The sequence below is a fragment of the Bradyrhizobium huanghuaihaiense genome (genome assembly GCF_007830635.1).
In the GTDB taxonomy this organism is placed as follows: domain Bacteria; phylum Pseudomonadota; class Alphaproteobacteria; order Rhizobiales; family Xanthobacteraceae; genus Bradyrhizobium; species Bradyrhizobium huanghuaihaiense.
This window is the reverse complement of the sequence record NZ_VLLA01000001.1, coordinates 516,927-531,321: the sequence shown is the minus strand read 5'-3', so window position 1 is coordinate 531,321 and position 14,395 is coordinate 516,927. Positions and strand designations below refer to the sequence as shown.

The following is a 14,395-nucleotide window of genomic DNA, read 5'->3' as shown; positions in this document are numbered from 1 at the left end:
CCCGTGAGCATGTCGGCAATCGAACGTGTCATTCCACTGGTCGGCCATCTGCCGCCCTCGATCCGCGAGGGGCTGGCTCGGCGCATGCGCGAGCTCAGCGGCCTCGGCCTGATCGCGCTGTCGGGCGTCGCCTCGGCGGCGCTGATGACCTGGTCGGTGCAGGATCCCAGTCTCAGCCACGCGACCTCGCGGCCGATCCGCAACATCCTCGGCTATGCCGGCGCCATCGGCGCCGACCTCGCGATGCAGATCCTCGGGCTCGGCGCGATCATGCTGGTCCTGACCGTCGCGGTCTGGGGCTGGCGGATGATGACGCATCGCCCGTTCGACCGCGAAGCGCTGCGGCTCGGCTCCTGGATTCTCTGCACCGTGATCGCAGCAGGCTTCGTCAGCTGCTGGCCGCATGGCGGCGCCTGGCCGCTGCCGACCGGGCTCGGCGGCGTGGTCGGCGATGCCCTGGTGCGCGCGCCCGCGGTGATCTTCGGACCGCCCGGCACGATCTATCGCATGATCCTCGGCACGATCCTGTTCGCCGCGATGACCGCGACCTTCCTGATCGCCTGCGGTCTCGGCGCACGCGAGCAGGACGAAGAGCTCGCCGAGATCGAAGATGACGACAAGCCGCTCGACGAGGACGAGGGGAGCGATCGCGGCTCGGTGTCGCTGGGTTGGCTGTTCCATGCGCTGATGAGCACGAAAGCGCGACTGATCTGGCTGCTTGGCGCGGCTTATCGCTCGCTGGTCTCGAGCGGACCCAAGACCAAGGCCGCCAGCTTCAGCCGCCAGGAGCCGAATCTCGGCGGTGGCCGCGCCGCGCCGTCGATCTCGCCGCAGGCCGAGGACGAGGATTACGAGGACGAGCACGAGGAAGAAGCGGAAGACGAGGAGGAGGAAGAGGAGGAGCCGGCCGCGCGCGCCCCGCGCAAGAAGGCCGCGCCGAAGGCGGCTTCCAAGAAATCCTCCGACAAGTTCGAGCTTCCATCCGTGTCCGTGCTGGCCGCGCCAAAGGCGGGCGATCGCCAGCCGCTCAGCAAGGCCGAGCTGGAAGCCAATTCGCGCTCGCTCGAAGGCGTGCTGCAGGATTTCGGCGTGCGCGGCGAGATCGTGAAGGCCAATCCGGGTCCTGTCGTCACGCTGTACGAGCTGGAGCCGGCGCCCGGCATCAAATCATCGCGCGTGATCGGCCTTGCCGACGACATCGCCCGCTCGATGAGCGCGCTGTCGGCGCGCGTCGCCGTCGTGCCCGGCCGCAATGCCATCGGCATCGAGCTGCCGAACGCCCATCGCGAAAAGGTCTATTTGCGCGAACTGCTGATCGCCAAGGAAGCCACCGACACGGTTGCGAAACTGCCGCTCTGCCTCGGCAAGACCATCGGCGGCGACCCCGTCATCATCGACCTCGCGCGCACGCCGCACATGCTGATCGCCGGCACCACCGGCTCCGGCAAGTCGGTCGCGATCAACACCATGATCCTCAGCCTGGTCTACCGGCTGCGCCCCGATCAGTGCCGCCTGATCATGGTCGATCCGAAGATGCTCGAACTCTCCGTCTATGACGGCATTCCCCATCTGCTCACGCCCGTCGTGACCGACCCCAAGAAGGCGGTGGTCGCGCTGAAATGGGCCGTGCGCGAGATGGAAGAGCGCTACAAGAACATGGCCAAGCTCGGTGTGCGCAACATCGACGGCTACAACACGCGCCTGCTCGAACTGAAGGCCAAGGGCGAGGAGCCGACGCGCACGGTGCACACCGGCTTCGACAAGGAGACCGGCAAGGCGATCTACGAGGAAGAGAAGCTCTCGCTCGACCCGCTGCCCTACATCGTCATCATCGTCGACGAAATGGCCGACCTGATGATGGTCGCCGGCAAGGACATCGAAGGCGCGGTGCAGCGCCTGGCGCAGATGGCGCGCGCCGCCGGCCTGCACGTGATCCTGGCGACGCAGCGCCCGTCGGTCGACGTCATCACCGGCACCATCAAGGCCAACTTCCCGACCCGCATCGCCTTCCAGGTCACATCCAAGATCGACAGCCGCACCATCCTTGGCGAGATGGGCGCCGAGCAGCTGCTCGGCCAGGGCGACATGCTCTACATGGCCGGCGGCGGCCGCATCAGCCGCGTGCACGGACCGTTCGCTTCCGACGAGGAAGTCGAGAAGGTGGTGCGTCACCTCAAGACGCAGGGCCAACCGGAATACCTCGAGGCGGTTACGGCCGAAGAGCCGACCGAGGACGAGGACGGTGCGGTGTTCGACGCCACCGGCATGGGCGCGGACGGCGGCGGCGATTTGTTCGCGCAGGCGGTTGCGATCGTCAAACGCGACCGCAAGGCCTCGACCAGCTACATCCAGCGCCGCCTGCAAATCGGCTATAACCGGGCCGCATCGCTGATGGAGCGCATGGAACTGGAGGGCATCGTCGGTCCCGCCAACCACGCCGGCAAGCGCGAGATTCTGGTCGAGGAAGAAGACAGCCATATGTGAGGCGGGAGGCCCCTAAACATAATTTCACGCAGAATCGATATCTGCTTTTGCCCGAAATCACGGTAAAAGGGCGCCCAGCCACACAGGACGACCCGTTGATCAGACATCCGGACATTCGATTCGCTGCCACCATCGCCGCGCGAAGCGCGCGCATGGCCGGCGTGCTTCTCGTCACCGCCGCGATGGTGACCACCGCATCGTTCGCGCAGAACGTCCCCGTGCCGAAGCCCGCGCCGAAGGGCCGCGATGGCGGGGCGTCTGCCGGCGGACCAGCGATTACCGGCGCGACGCAGGCGCCGCCGAATCCGATCATCCCGGATCCGCGCCGCAACGTGCCGAGCAGCATCTTCCAGACCTTCGATGCCAACCAGAAGGCGCAGGCCGCCAAGGTCAGCGCCTATCTGTCCTCGCTGCAGACGCTGGTCGGGAATTTCGTCCAGGTCGGCCCCGACGGCAGCAAGACGCAGGGCGATTTCTACATCCAGAAGCCCGGCAAGATGCGCGTCGAATATGACGCGCCGAGCCCGATCGACATCGTCGCCGATGGATCGTCGCTGGTGGTGCGCGACCGCAAGCTCGCGACGCAGGACGTCTATCCGCTGTCGCAGACGCCGCTGCGCTTCCTCTTGTCCGACCGCATCGACCTGATGAAGGACACCAACGTCATAAGTGTCACTGCCGACGATCTCTTCATCAGCGTCACCATCGAGGAGAAGCAGGCGCTGGTCGGCACCAGCCGCCTCCTGCTGATGCTCGGCGCCAAGGACGGCCAGCTCAAGCAGTGGACCGTCACCGATCCGCAAGGCTACGACACCACCTTCGCGGTTTATAATCTGGATACGAGCAAGAAGCTCGATCCCAGCATGTTCAAGATCGATTTCACGAACTACGGCCCGTCGCCGGGATAAGCGCTCCGCTGCCGTAGGGTGGGCAAAGGCGCAATTGCGCCGTGCCCACCACCTTTCCCCGTCGCGGTCGGCACGTGGGCACGCTTCGCTTTGCCCACCCTACGAGAGCACGCCCAGATCCTCACATCTCGCACCCGAAAAGACGGTGGGCACGGCGCTTTGCGCCTTTGCCCACCCTACGAGAGCTTGCTAAGACGCAATTCCCATGCGTCTTTCCCTGACAACCTGGAACATCAATTCGGTGCGGCTGCGCATCGACCTGGTCGCGAAATTCCTCAAGAGCGCGCGGCCGGAGGTGCTGTGCCTGCAGGAGACCAAGTGCATCGACGACGCCTTTCCGCTGAAGCGCTTCAAGCGGCTCGGCTATGAACACGTCGCGCTGAACGGGCAGAAGGGCTATCACGGCGTCGCCATCGTCTCGAAGATCCCGTTCGAGTCGAAGGACATCCGCACCTTCTGCGACAAGGTGGATTCGCGGCATATCTCGGTGTCGTTCGGCGAGAAGGCCGGCATCGCAAAGCCGCTGGTGCTGCATAATTTCTACGTGCCGGCCGGCGGCGACATTCCCGATCCCGCGCTGAACGAGAAATTCGATCACAAGCTCCGCTTCCTCGACGAGATGACGGCGTGCGAGCCGCTGCACCCGCGCGGCGAGGATCGCCACGTCCTGGTCGGCGATCTCAACGTCGCCCCGCACGAGAACGACGTGTGGTCGCACAAGCAGCTTCTGAAGGTCGTCTCGCACACGCCGGTCGAAACCGAGAAGCTGAAGGCCGCGCTCGCCGCCGGCGAATGGGTCGACGTCGCGCGCGAGCGCATTCCGATGTCGGAGAAGGTCTATACGTGGTGGAGCTACCGCTCCGCCGACTGGACCGTCGGCGACCGCGGCCGCAGGCTCGACCACATCTGGGTCTCGCGCGCGCTGAAGGATGCGGTCAGCGATTTCAAGATTCTGCGCGATGCGCGGAGCTGGGAGCGGCCGTCGGACCATGTGCCTGTCACGGTGACGCTGGAGGTGTGACCTCCCGTAGCCCGGACGGAGCGCAGCGCAATCCGGGACGGTCTTTCCGCAAGCGGGAATCCCGGATTACGCTTCGCTCCATCCGGGCTACGACAAGCTCAGCTCGTCAGCTTCGCGCCCGCCATCAGGATATCGCTGGCGATCTGGCTGGAGCGCACCGCGAATTCGTCGCGCAGGCGCACGGCGGCGGCGGGATCGCTTTCGAGCACGCGCTGGAACAGGCTGCGTGCGACGCGGATGACGGAGGAATGCTCCAGCGCGATCGCGCTCGACGGCCGCTTCATCGGCACCACCAGCGCAAGCTCGCCGATCAGCGCGCCGGGACCGGCGATCATCTCGGCGCCGGCACCGTCCTCGACCCGGAAGGCGCCGCGCTGGACCACGAAGCCGGCATCGGCGTCGTCGCCGAGATTGAACAGGACGTCGCCGCGGACGAAGTCACGCTGCTCGGAACCGATCGCCAGCATGCGCAACGAGGCGTCTCCCAACAGGCGCAATGTCGGGACACGCTCGAGAAGCGCTACGTCGTCGTCGATTGACATTCAGGTCCGAGGCTCAAAGGCACGCCATCTAAAACGATTCGCGCGCCCCTGAAGCGTATCACGGCACCAGCTTGTAGCCACCGGCTTCCGTGACCAGGATCTCCGGGTTGGCGGCGTCCTTCTCGATCTTCTGGCGGAGGCGGTAGATGTGGGTTTCCAGCGTGTGCGTGGTGACGCCGGAATTGTAGCCCCAGACCTCCTGGAGCAGGGTCTCGCGCGACACCGGCATCTGGCCGGCGCGGTAGAGGAAGCGGAGGATCGCCGTTTCCTTCTCGGTGAGGCGGACCTTGCGTGCATTGGCCGCGGTCAGCATCTTCGAGCCCGGGCGGAAGGAGTAGGGGCCTACCGAGAACACCGCGTCCTCGCTGGCTTCGTGCTGGCGGAGCTGGGCGCGGATGCGGGCCAGCAGCACGGCGAAGCGGAACGGTTTTGCGACATAGTCGTTGGCGCCGGATTCCAGGCCCAAAATCGTATCGGAGTCGGTGTCGTGCCCGGTCAACATGATGATCGGTGCCTTGAAGCCGCCCTTGCGCAGCGAGCGGACAACTTCGCGGCCATCGGTGTCGGGCAGGCCGACATCCATCAGAACGAGATCGGGGGAATTGGCCTTTGCGGCGCTCGCGCCCTTGGCGCCGGTATCGACGGCGGAGGCTTCGAATTCTTCGTGCAGCGATAATTGCTCCACCAACGTATCGCGCAGATCGGTATCGTCATCCACGATCAGGATCTTGCGGGCATTGGCCATGGGGTATCATCCTTTTGGGGGCCGGCTCGGCGCGCATGCATGCTGCACCCAGTCGGGAGGGAAGTTTAGGGGTCGCCGTTATTATTGTTGTTCGTGTTGAAGTAGTGGGCTGTTACCGATTCTCAAGGCAGAACCACTAACCCAGAATAGCAGGGCGCCTTGATGAATGTCCTGTAATGAATTCGACATTGCACGTTCACATGAAAAACAACGTTGCTTCAGTGACTTACACCAGAAATCGAAGCTCCGGACCGCTGTCGGCGATCCGCGTTAAGCCTGCTGCCGGCAATCCTCGCCGGGGCTGGCTGACGGCCGGACCGCTGACCATTCCGGTGGCGCTGGGGCGGGGCGGCATTCTCGCCAACAAGCGCGAGGGCGACGGCGGTACTCCAAGGGGTTGCTTCCGTCCCAAACGCCTGTGGTGGCGCGGCGACCGGCACAGCCGCCCGCAGACATTCCTGCCGGCGCGGATCATCACCGGCGCGGACGCCTGGTGCGAGGATCCCAACGATCGTCATTACAATCAGGGCATCCGGCTGGGCGAGGGGCAGGGCGGCGACCGGCTCAAGCGGGCCGACCACCTTTATGACTTCATCATCGAGATCGATCACAACACGAGGCCGCGCATCGCCGGCCGCGGCAGCGCCGTGTTCCTGCACCTGGCCCGCGACAACTTTGGCCCGACCGCAGGCTGCGTCTCGATGACCAAGGCGGCGATGCTGCAATTGCTGCGGCGGCTGGGACCAAGAACGAGAATCATCATCGGGTGAGGGCACATGCTCGACAAGGATCAGATCGCCGCCGCATCGCGCGTCCTCTTTGAGCATTGGCGCGACGGCACCAAGCTCGACGCACTCGAGGCTCGCTTGCGGCCGCAGAGCCGCACGGAGGGTTATGCGGTTCAGGCCGGGCTCGAAACGCTGTCGCCTGGAAAATTGTTCGGCTGGAAGATCGCGGCCACGAGCGTATCAGGGCAGAAGCACATCAATGTCACGGGACCGCTGGCCGGGCGCATCATGAGCGACACCGTGATCGCCGATGGCGGCACCGCGTCGATGAAGGGCAACGCGATGCGCGTCGGCGAGCCGGAATTTGCCTTCCGCATGGGGCGCGATCTGCCGCCGCGCGCGAAGCCGTATTCGGTCGACGAGGTTCTGGCCGCCGTCGGCAGCTTCCATCCCGCGATCGAGATTCCGGATTCGCGCTTTGTCGATTTCGCCGGCGCGGGCGAGGCACAGCTCATCGCCGACAATGCCTGCGCACATCTGTTCGTGCTGGGCGCAGCAACGTCTGCGGATTGGCGCGCGATGGATCTCGTCGAGGAACGGCCGCAGATCACGCTGCGCGGCGAGCGCTATATCGGCCACGGCAGGAACGTGCTCGGCGATCCCCGCGCAGCGCTCGCCTGGCTCGCCAACGAGCTGCGCGGGCTCGGCCTTACCTTGCGGGCAGGGGAGGTGGTGACGACAGGCACGTGCCATCCGCCGCTGCCGATCCAGGTCGGTGATCATTTCGCGGTGGATTTTGGCGTGCTCGGGAAGGTTTCGGTGGGGTTCGCGTAGGTGTTCTCCCCGTCGTCATTGCGAGGAGCCCTTGCGACGAAGCAATCCAGAATCCTTCCGCGGAAAGATTCTGGATTGCTTCGCTGCGCTCGCAATGACGTATTCGAGAGCGGTCGCCAGGCACGCCCTCGCTAACGGCTCCTACCTGTGCCCGAAGATCGCGCTGCCCACGCGCACATGGGTGGCGCCCAGCATGATCGCGGTCGCGAAATCGGCGCTCATGCCCATCGACAGATTCTTCAAGCCGTTGCGCTCCGCGATCTTGGCCGTCAGCGCGAAATGCGCGGCCGGCGGCTCATCGACCGGCGGGATGCACATCAGGCCGGAGATCGTCAGCCCATAGGTGTCGCGGCAGCTTGCGAGGAAGGCATCGGCCTCGCCGGGCGCGATGCCGGCCTTTTGCGGCTCCTCGCCGGTATTGATCTGGACGAAGAGGTCGGGGCGCTTTTTCTGGGATTCGATTTCCTTGGCTAACGCCTGGCAAATGCTCGGACGGTCCACCGAATGGATGGCGTCGAACAGCGCGACCGCCTCTTTCGCCTTGTTGGACTGCAGCGGCCCGATCAGGTGCAGGGCGATATCGGGGTAAACAGACGTTAACGCCGGCCACTTGCCTTTGGCCTCCTGCACCCGATTCTCGCCAAATACGCGCTGTCCGGCGGCGATAACCGGCGTAATTGCACCGGCGTCGAAAGTCTTGGACACCGCGATCAGCGTAACGGAGCTGCGATCACGCCGCGCATCCTTGCAGGCGCGTGCAATTTCGGCTTCGACCGAAGCGAGTGCGTTTGGTGAATCGCCGGTTATCGGCGCTGCGCTTTTTTCTGTCATGACGTTGGATTGGCCGTGATCGTACGGGAGGTAAGTCCAATTTTACCGAGTTCAAGAAAGAGTTTTTGAACCCTTCGCTTTACCTTAGCCCGCGGGGTGGGCAGCGAAGATGGCAAACGTCAGTTTCAACCGCAAACGAGCGAAACTCAAGCAGGTTCTCGGAATCCGGGCCCGGCTTGCGTTGCTTGCCGTCATCCTGGTTGCGCCCTTGATGCTCGAGCGCATTCGTTCGCTCGAGGATGCGCGCACGCGGCAGATCGCGCAGGCTGCGGCCGAATTCACCACCGTCGCACGGCACAGCGCCGATGCGCAGCGCGAGGTGATCTCGTCGGTCGAGACCATCCTGAAATCGGAAGCCTTCATCCGTGCCTCCGCCGGCGGCATCAGCAAGAGCTGCGACGTGCTGCGCGCGAGCCTGCCCTCGAACCTTCCCTGGATCCGCACATTGCTGATCGCCGGCCAGGACGGACGCATCCCGTGCGCCACCAACAACATGTATGTCGGCCTCGATCTCAGTGACCGGCCGTACTTCCAGCAGGCGCAGGAAACCGGCCGTTTCGTGCTGAGCGATTTCATCCTGTCGCGGCCGGTGCCGTCCCCGACCGTCATGGCGGTCTATCCAGTGTCGGCGTTCAGCGGCGTCGCCGATGCCGTCGTGCTGGCCACCGTCAACCTCGACTGGATGTCGAAGGTCATGAACAATCTCGGCGGCCGCGCCGGCATCACCGCCGTGCTGGTCGACAGCGCCGGAACCGTACTGGCCGCCCCCGCCGACCAGCACAGTACGGTCGGCCGTCCCCTCGACAACATGCCGCTGATGTCCGCGATCGCCGACAGGGCGCTGCGGTCGGACCAGGACGAAGGCTCGCTGTCCTTCCTCGCCGCCGACGGCTCCCGCCGCGCGGTCAGCTACATCCGCATCGCCGGCACCAATGCCCGCCTGATCGCCAGCATCGACGAGGACAAGGTGTCCGCGGCGGTGAACCGCGACATCCGCACCGCCTATCTCCAGCTCGCTTTCGTCGTCGTCTTCGTCCTGCTCGGTGCACTCATCGCCGCCGAGAAGCTCGTGATCAAGCCGATCGAGATGCTCGCCGACATGGCCAAGCGTCTCGGCGAGGGCGATCTCTCGGCGCGCGCGGCGCGCAACCGCCTGCCGGCCGAGTTCGTGCCGCTGGCCCGCGCGTTCAACGCGATGGCCGCGCAACTCAGCCAGCGCGAGCGCGAGCTGATCGCGAGCAACGACCGGTTGACCGTGATGGCCTCGATCGACATGCTGTCGGGCCTCGCCAACCGCCGCGGCTTCCAGAGCCGGCTCGATTTCGAATGGATGCGCGCGCAGCAATATGGCAGCGATCTCGCGCTGCTGATGATCGACGTCGACCATTTCAAGCTGTTCAACGACACCTACGGCCATCTCGAAGGCGATTCCTGCCTGACGCGGCTCGGCGAGTCGCTCTCGGGCATCGCCGCCGACACGATGGGCTTTGCCGCGCGCTATGGCGGCGAGGAATTCTGCCTGCTGTTGCCGAACACCGACGTGAACCGCGCCGTCGAGATCGGCGAGCAGGTGCGTGCGGCCGTGCTGAAGCTGTGCCTGCCGCACATCACCTCCGCCCACATGATCGTCACCGTCTCGATCGGCGTTGCCGCGACGAGGCCCAACGAGGCCTTGCGCCCCGGCGATCTGATCGAAGCCGCCGACGCCGCGCTCTACGCCGCCAAACATCGCGGCCGCAACAACGTCATGGAGCATGGCATCCAGGTGATCGAGACCGGCGCGGCCGACATGATGATGGCGGCGAGCGCTTAGATTCTTGTTTTGACGCGTTTTCTTTACGCGAACCGGTGCCCACTTCGCTCGAAAACGCTAGCCCGCAGCCCCGCGCGATCGAGCTCGATCTCGGTTACCACGCGATTGCGGCCGCCGCCCTTGGCGAGGTAGAGCGCACGATCGCAGCGCTCGATGAGATCGGCGATGGTTTCACCGGAACGATACTGCGCCACGCCAATCGAGACGCTGATAGAGGGCAAGGTCTCGCCGGTCGAGCGACGGGTGATGGTGCATTCGGCGATCGCGCGCCTGACGTGCTCGGCAATCCCGGCACAGGTGGCAAGATCGGCGTCCGGCAGCACAGCGATCAGCTCCTCGCCGCCGTAGCGGGCCGGCAGATCCTGCGCGCGCACCTTCTCGCGCAGCACCCTGGCCATCAGCCGCAGCACCTGGTCGCCAACGCCGTGGCCGAAATCGTCGTTGAAGGTCTTGAAGTGATCGATGTCGAGCAACAGCACGCTGAGCGGCTCGCCCCAGTCCGCCGTGACTTGCGCCTTGCGCAGGAATTCGTCCAGCGCCCGCCGGTTGGCAAGGCCCGTCAGCGTGTCGGTCCGCGCGCGCTCCTCGGACTTGGAGAGCGAGGCGCGGATCACGTCGAGCTCGCGGGCCTTTTCGACGAAGCCCGCTTCCAGGCGCGTCGCCCGCGTGGCCGCGCGGGCGAGCTCATTCATGAGCTGGGCAACCAGCGCCTTCGGATCGACGCCGGACTGGCCCTGGTCGGCGACCTCGCTGATCGCCTGCATCTGCGAATGGTTGTCGGCAATCGCGGTCGCCAGAAACTCCTTCGCCGCTCCCATCAGGGCGTTGAGCCGCTCGGACGTGTCGACGATGGCCGCACTCAGCTGTGGCGCGACATAGGTCTCGAACAGGTTCTGATTGGTCCGGGCGTCGAACGGACGATTGTGGTCGATCAGGAGATCGATGGCGTTGCGCAAATCGTCGTGGCTGCCTGCGAAATACTGGTACCAGACCGCAAAATTGGTCGGCGTCGGCGCGATCCGCTGCTCGGCCATGACCCGCATCGCCCGTCCGGCGATGGACGCGGCATAATCGTAGTCGGGATCGTCGAAGCTGGCGTCCATTGCGCGTATTTTGGGGTCCTTGGCCAGCCGCAACCTCGCATCGACCCCTTAATCATACCCCAACGGCAGCCTCGGTAGTTATGCGGAGCAGCGGCCCAGGTTCCGGGGTGAGGCAACCCATTGACCCCCCGAGGGCTTCTATGGCCTAGTCCGCCGTCTTTAGACGGCCGAACCCAAGAAAAACCAACGATTCCATGACCTCCGAACGCTATAACGCCCGCGATTCCGAACCGCGCTGGCAGGCTGCCTGGGACCAGCAGGCGATCTTCGTCTCGAAGAACGACGATCCGCGGCCGAAATACTATGTGCTCGAGATGTTCCCCTACCCGTCCGGGCGCATCCATATCGGCCATGTCCGGAATTATACGCTGGGCGACGTGCTGGCCCGCTTCATGCGCGCCAAAGGGCTCAACGTGCTGCACCCGATGGGCTGGGACGCCTTCGGCCTGCCGGCCGAGAACGCCGCCATCGAGCGCAAGGTCGCGCCCAAGGCCTGGACCTACGACAACATCGCCGCGATGAAGAAGCAGCTCCGCTCGATCGGGCTGTCGCTGGACTGGAGCCGCGAATTCGCGACCTGCGATCCGAGCTACTACAAGCATCAGCAGAAGATGTTCCTGGACATGCTCGCCGCCGGCCTCGCCGAGCGCGAGAAGCGGAAGCTCAACTGGGATCCGGTCGACATGACCGTGCTCGCCAACGAGCAGGTGATCGACGGCCGCGGCTGGCGGTCCGGTGCGATCGTCGAGCAACGCGAGATGAGCCAGTGGGTCTTCAAGATCACGAAGTACTCGCAGGAGCTGCTATCGGCGCTGGATGGGCTGGACCGCTGGCCCGACAAGGTGCGGCTGATGCAGCGCAACTGGATCGGCCGCTCGGAAGGCCTGCTGATCCGCTTCGCGCTGGATGCGGCGACGACGCCCGCCGGCGAAAGCGAGCTGAAGATCTTCACCACGCGCCCGGACACGCTGTTCGGCGCGAAGTTCATGGCGATCTCGGCGGATCATCCGCTGGCTCAGGCCGCCGCCGCCAAGAACCCGAAGCTTGCGGAGTTCATTGCCGACATCAAGAAGATCGGCACGGCGCAGTCGCTCATCGACACCGCGGAGAAGCAGGGTTTCGACACCGGCATCCGCGCGGTGCATCCGTTCGACCCAAGCTGGAAGCTGCCGGTCTATGTCGCCAACTTCGTGCTGATGGAATACGGCACCGGCGCGATCTTCGGCTGCCCCGCGCACGACCAGCGCGACCTCGACTTCGTCAACAAATACGGCCTCGGCAATACGCCGGTCGTTTGTCCCGAGGGCCAGGATCCGAAATCGTTCGTCATCACCGATACCGCCTATGACGGTGACGGCCGCATGATCAATTCGCGCTTCCTCGACGGCATGACCATCGATCAGGCCAAGGAAGAGGTGGCGAAGCGTCTCGAGAGCGAGCTGCGCGGCAATGCGCCGGTCGCCGAGCGCCAGGTCAATTTCCGCCTGCGCGACTGGGGCATTTCGCGCCAGCGCTATTGGGGCTGCCCGATCCCGGTGATCCATTGCCCGAAATGCGATGTTGTGCCGGTGCCGGATGCGGACCTGCCGGTGGTGCTGCCGGAGGATGTGAGCTTCGACAAGCCGGGCAACGCGCTCGACCATCACCCGACGTGGAAGCACGTCACCTGCCCGAAATGCGGCGGCAGCGCTAGCCGCGAAACCGACACCATGGACACCTTCGTGGATTCGTCCTGGTACTTCGCGCGCTTCACCGATCCCTGGAACGAGACTTCGCCGACGACGCCTGCCGTGGCCAACCGGATGCTGCCGGTCGACCAGTATATCGGCGGCGTCGAGCACGCGATCCTGCATCTGCTCTACAGCCGCTTCTTCACCCGCGCGATGAAGGCGACCGGGCACGTGGCGCTGGACGAGCCGTTCGCCGGCCTGTTCACGCAGGGCATGGTGGTGCACGAGACCTACCAGAAGGCCGACGGCACCTATGTGCAGCCGGCCGAGGTGAAGATCGAAGTCGGCGGCAACGGCCGCCGCGCGACGCTGCTGTCGTCAGGCGAAGACATCCAGATCGGCCCGATCGAGAAGATGTCGAAGTCGAAGAAGAACACGGTCGACCCCGACGACATCATCGAGACCTACGGCGCCGACGTCGCCCGCTGGTTCATGCTGTCGGACTCACCGCCCGACCGCGACGTGATCTGGAGCGAGGAGCGCGTCCAGGGCGCCTCGCGCTTCGTGCAGCGGCTGTGGCGGCTGGTGAACGACTCCGTGGAGTTCGGCAAGGCCGCGCCGGCGGCGCGGCCGGCCTCGTTCGGCCCGGATGCGACCGCCCTGCGCAAGGCCGCCCATGGCACGCTGGACAAGGTCACCACCGGGATCGAGCGGCTGCACTTCAACGTCTGCCTCGCCCATATCCGCGAATTCACCAATGCGTTCTCGGAGGTGCTCCAGCGTCCCGGCCGGCCGGCGGACGACCTAGCCTGGGCGATCCGCGAGGCCGGCCAGATCCTGGTCCAGCTGTTCTCCCCGATGATGCCGCATCTGGCCGAGGAGTGCTGGCAGGCTCTGGGCCAGAAGGGGCTGGTTTCGGAGGCCAATTGGCCCCAAATCGAACGCGATTTGCTGGTTGAAGACAGCGTGACCCTGGTGGTCCAGGTCAACGGCAAGAAGCGGGGTGAGGTCACAGTTGCAACAGCGGCCCAGAATCCGGAAATCGAGGCTGCCGTTTTGGCCCTCGATGCGGTAAAGCTGGCCCTGGACGGCAAGCCCGTCCGCAAGGTGATCATCGTCCCCAAGAGGATCGTGAATGTTGTCGGCTAGGATCCGCATCGCAGCCCGCCTGCTGGCAGTCGCCGCACTGGCGGCGCTGACGGCTGGCTGCTTCCAGCCGATGTATGCCGACCGCGGCGACGGCACCCCCGGCCTGCGCGAGAAGCTGATGGGGGTCGAGCTGCCGCCCATCAGCAAGCCCAACGCATCCCGCGAGGCCCGTGTCGGCGTCGAGGTCCGCAATGCCCTGGCCTTCAAGCTCTACGGCAGCGCCACGGGCATGCCGCCGACGCACCGCCTGGACATCCGCTTCAACTCCAGCCGCTCCTCGCTGATCGTCGATCCCAACACGGGTCTGCCGAGCAGCGAGAATTTCGGCATCGACTGCCAGTACAATCTGATTGAGATCGTCAGCGGCAAGTCGGTCATGACCGGCACCACGTTCTCGCGCGTGTCGTACGACATGCCCGGGTCCTACCAGCGCTTCTCGCGCAACCGCGCCGTTCGCGATGCCGAGGATCGTGCCGCCAACGAGATCGCGGAGAACATCAATACCCGGCTCGCCGCGTTCTTCACCGCGGGCACGTAGTTCATTCCCGTCATTCCGGGGCGCCCGCA

Annotated in this window: 12 protein-coding genes; 8 read left to right on the top strand and 4 right to left on the bottom strand. The window is 65.1% G+C overall.

All coding sequences use genetic code 11. The features are described 5' to 3' along the window. Positions 1 to 3: 3 nt before the first annotated feature. From IQ16_RS02480 to IQ16_RS02470, 3 genes are all read left to right on the top strand, one after another. Positions 4 to 2,484 (top strand): DNA translocase FtsK, encoded by a 2,481-nt coding sequence (locus IQ16_RS02480; protein WP_018646006.1) that lies wholly within the window; start codon positions 4 to 6, stop codon positions 2,482 to 2,484. A 152-nt stretch (positions 2,485 to 2,636) separates the two neighbouring features. Beyond that, complete coding sequence (locus IQ16_RS02475; RefSeq protein ID WP_026312462.1) at positions 2,637 to 3,392, top strand: outer membrane lipoprotein carrier protein LolA; 756 nt, start codon at positions 2,637 to 2,639, stop codon at positions 3,390 to 3,392. A gap of 205 nt (positions 3,393 to 3,597) precedes the next feature. Next, a complete protein-coding gene (locus tag IQ16_RS02470; protein ID WP_018646008.1) occupies positions 3,598 to 4,413 on the top strand; it encodes an exodeoxyribonuclease III in 816 nt (271 codons plus the stop codon). 98 nt (positions 4,414 to 4,511) lie between these two features. Here IQ16_RS02470 and IQ16_RS02465 read toward each other — a convergent pair whose 3' ends face one another. Together IQ16_RS02465 and IQ16_RS02460 are read right to left on the bottom strand one after the other, a co-directional pair. After that, the gene (locus IQ16_RS02465) at positions 4,512 to 4,955 is read right to left on the bottom strand and encodes a cyclic nucleotide-binding domain-containing protein (RefSeq protein ID WP_018646009.1); all 444 of its coding nucleotides are present in this window, start codon (positions 4,953 to 4,955) and stop codon (positions 4,512 to 4,514) included. Positions 4,956 to 5,013: 58 nt separating this feature from the next. Continuing rightward, positions 5,014 to 5,700, bottom strand: a complete 687-nt coding sequence (locus IQ16_RS02460) for a response regulator transcription factor (RefSeq protein ID WP_008142830.1) — start codon at positions 5,698 to 5,700, stop codon at positions 5,014 to 5,016. Between the two features lie 200 nt (positions 5,701 to 5,900). Between IQ16_RS02460 and IQ16_RS02455 the strand changes: the two genes are divergently transcribed. Together IQ16_RS02455 and IQ16_RS02450 are read left to right on the top strand one after the other, a co-directional pair. Next, a complete protein-coding gene (locus IQ16_RS02455) occupies positions 5,901 to 6,470 on the top strand; it encodes a L,D-transpeptidase family protein (protein ID WP_026312463.1) in 570 nt (189 codons plus the stop codon). Between the two features lie 6 nt (positions 6,471 to 6,476). Then, positions 6,477 to 7,262 (top strand): 2-keto-4-pentenoate hydratase, encoded by a 786-nt coding sequence (locus IQ16_RS02450; protein WP_018646011.1) that lies wholly within the window; start codon positions 6,477 to 6,479, stop codon positions 7,260 to 7,262. A gap of 141 nt (positions 7,263 to 7,403) precedes the next feature. On the opposite strand, the gene IQ16_RS02445 is transcribed toward IQ16_RS02450, so the two are convergent. Continuing rightward, a complete protein-coding gene (locus IQ16_RS02445) occupies positions 7,404 to 8,093 on the bottom strand; it encodes a YggS family pyridoxal phosphate-dependent enzyme (protein WP_018646012.1) in 690 nt (229 codons plus the stop codon). Between the two features lie 109 nt (positions 8,094 to 8,202). Here IQ16_RS02445 and IQ16_RS02440 point away from each other — a divergent pair, with 109 nt between their 5' ends. Continuing rightward, positions 8,203 to 9,906 (top strand): diguanylate cyclase domain-containing protein, encoded by a 1,704-nt coding sequence (locus IQ16_RS02440; RefSeq protein ID WP_145831171.1) that lies wholly within the window; start codon positions 8,203 to 8,205, stop codon positions 9,904 to 9,906. 23 nt (positions 9,907 to 9,929) lie between these two features. Here the strand turns inward: IQ16_RS02440 and IQ16_RS02435 are convergent, their stop codons facing one another. Further along, positions 9,930 to 11,009 carry a GGDEF domain-containing protein gene (locus tag IQ16_RS02435; protein WP_018646014.1) on the bottom strand — a complete coding sequence of 360 codons (1,080 nt, stop codon included), beginning with the start codon at positions 11,007 to 11,009 and terminating at the stop codon, positions 9,930 to 9,932. 194 nt (positions 11,010 to 11,203) lie between these two features. On the opposite strand from IQ16_RS02435, the gene leuS reads away from it, so the two are divergent. Further along, positions 11,204 to 13,828 carry a leucine--tRNA ligase gene (gene leuS, locus IQ16_RS02430; RefSeq protein ID WP_018646015.1) on the top strand — a complete coding sequence of 875 codons (2,625 nt, stop codon included), beginning with the start codon at positions 11,204 to 11,206 and terminating at the stop codon, positions 13,826 to 13,828. Continuing rightward, complete coding sequence (locus tag IQ16_RS02425; RefSeq protein WP_018646016.1) at positions 13,815 to 14,366, top strand: LPS assembly lipoprotein LptE; 552 nt, start codon at positions 13,815 to 13,817, stop codon at positions 14,364 to 14,366. Before leuS ends, IQ16_RS02425 begins: the two co-directional genes overlap by 14 nt. The last annotated feature ends 29 nt before the right edge of the window (positions 14,367 to 14,395 follow it).

What these genes read in the sequence shown, in the direction of transcription:
- IQ16_RS02425 (WP_018646016.1), top strand. Translation starts at nt 13,815, where the DNA reads ATGTTGTCGGCTAGGATCCGCATCGCAGCCCGCCTGCTGGCAGTCGCC.
- IQ16_RS02455 (WP_026312463.1), top strand. Translation starts at nt 5,901, where the DNA reads ATGAAAAACAACGTTGCTTCAGTGACTTACACCAGAAATCGAAGCTCC.
- leuS (WP_018646015.1), top strand. Translation starts at nt 11,204, where the DNA reads ATGACCTCCGAACGCTATAACGCCCGCGATTCCGAACCGCGCTGGCAG.
- IQ16_RS02475 (WP_026312462.1), top strand. Translation starts at nt 2,637, where the DNA reads ATGGCCGGCGTGCTTCTCGTCACCGCCGCGATGGTGACCACCGCATCG.
- IQ16_RS02470 (WP_018646008.1), top strand. Translation starts at nt 3,598, where the DNA reads ATGCGTCTTTCCCTGACAACCTGGAACATCAATTCGGTGCGGCTGCGC.
- IQ16_RS02460 (WP_008142830.1), bottom strand. Translation starts at nt 5,700, where the DNA reads ATGGCCAATGCCCGCAAGATCCTGATCGTGGATGACGATACCGATCTG.
- IQ16_RS02465 (WP_018646009.1), bottom strand. Translation starts at nt 4,955, where the DNA reads ATGTCAATCGACGACGACGTAGCGCTTCTCGAGCGTGTCCCGACATTG.
- IQ16_RS02440 (WP_145831171.1), top strand. Translation starts at nt 8,203, where the DNA reads ATGGCAAACGTCAGTTTCAACCGCAAACGAGCGAAACTCAAGCAGGTT.
- IQ16_RS02445 (WP_018646012.1), bottom strand. Translation starts at nt 8,093, where the DNA reads ATGACAGAAAAAAGCGCAGCGCCGATAACCGGCGATTCACCAAACGCA.
- IQ16_RS02450 (WP_018646011.1), top strand. Translation starts at nt 6,477, where the DNA reads ATGCTCGACAAGGATCAGATCGCCGCCGCATCGCGCGTCCTCTTTGAG.
- IQ16_RS02435 (WP_018646014.1), bottom strand. Translation starts at nt 11,009, where the DNA reads ATGGACGCCAGCTTCGACGATCCCGACTACGATTATGCCGCGTCCATC.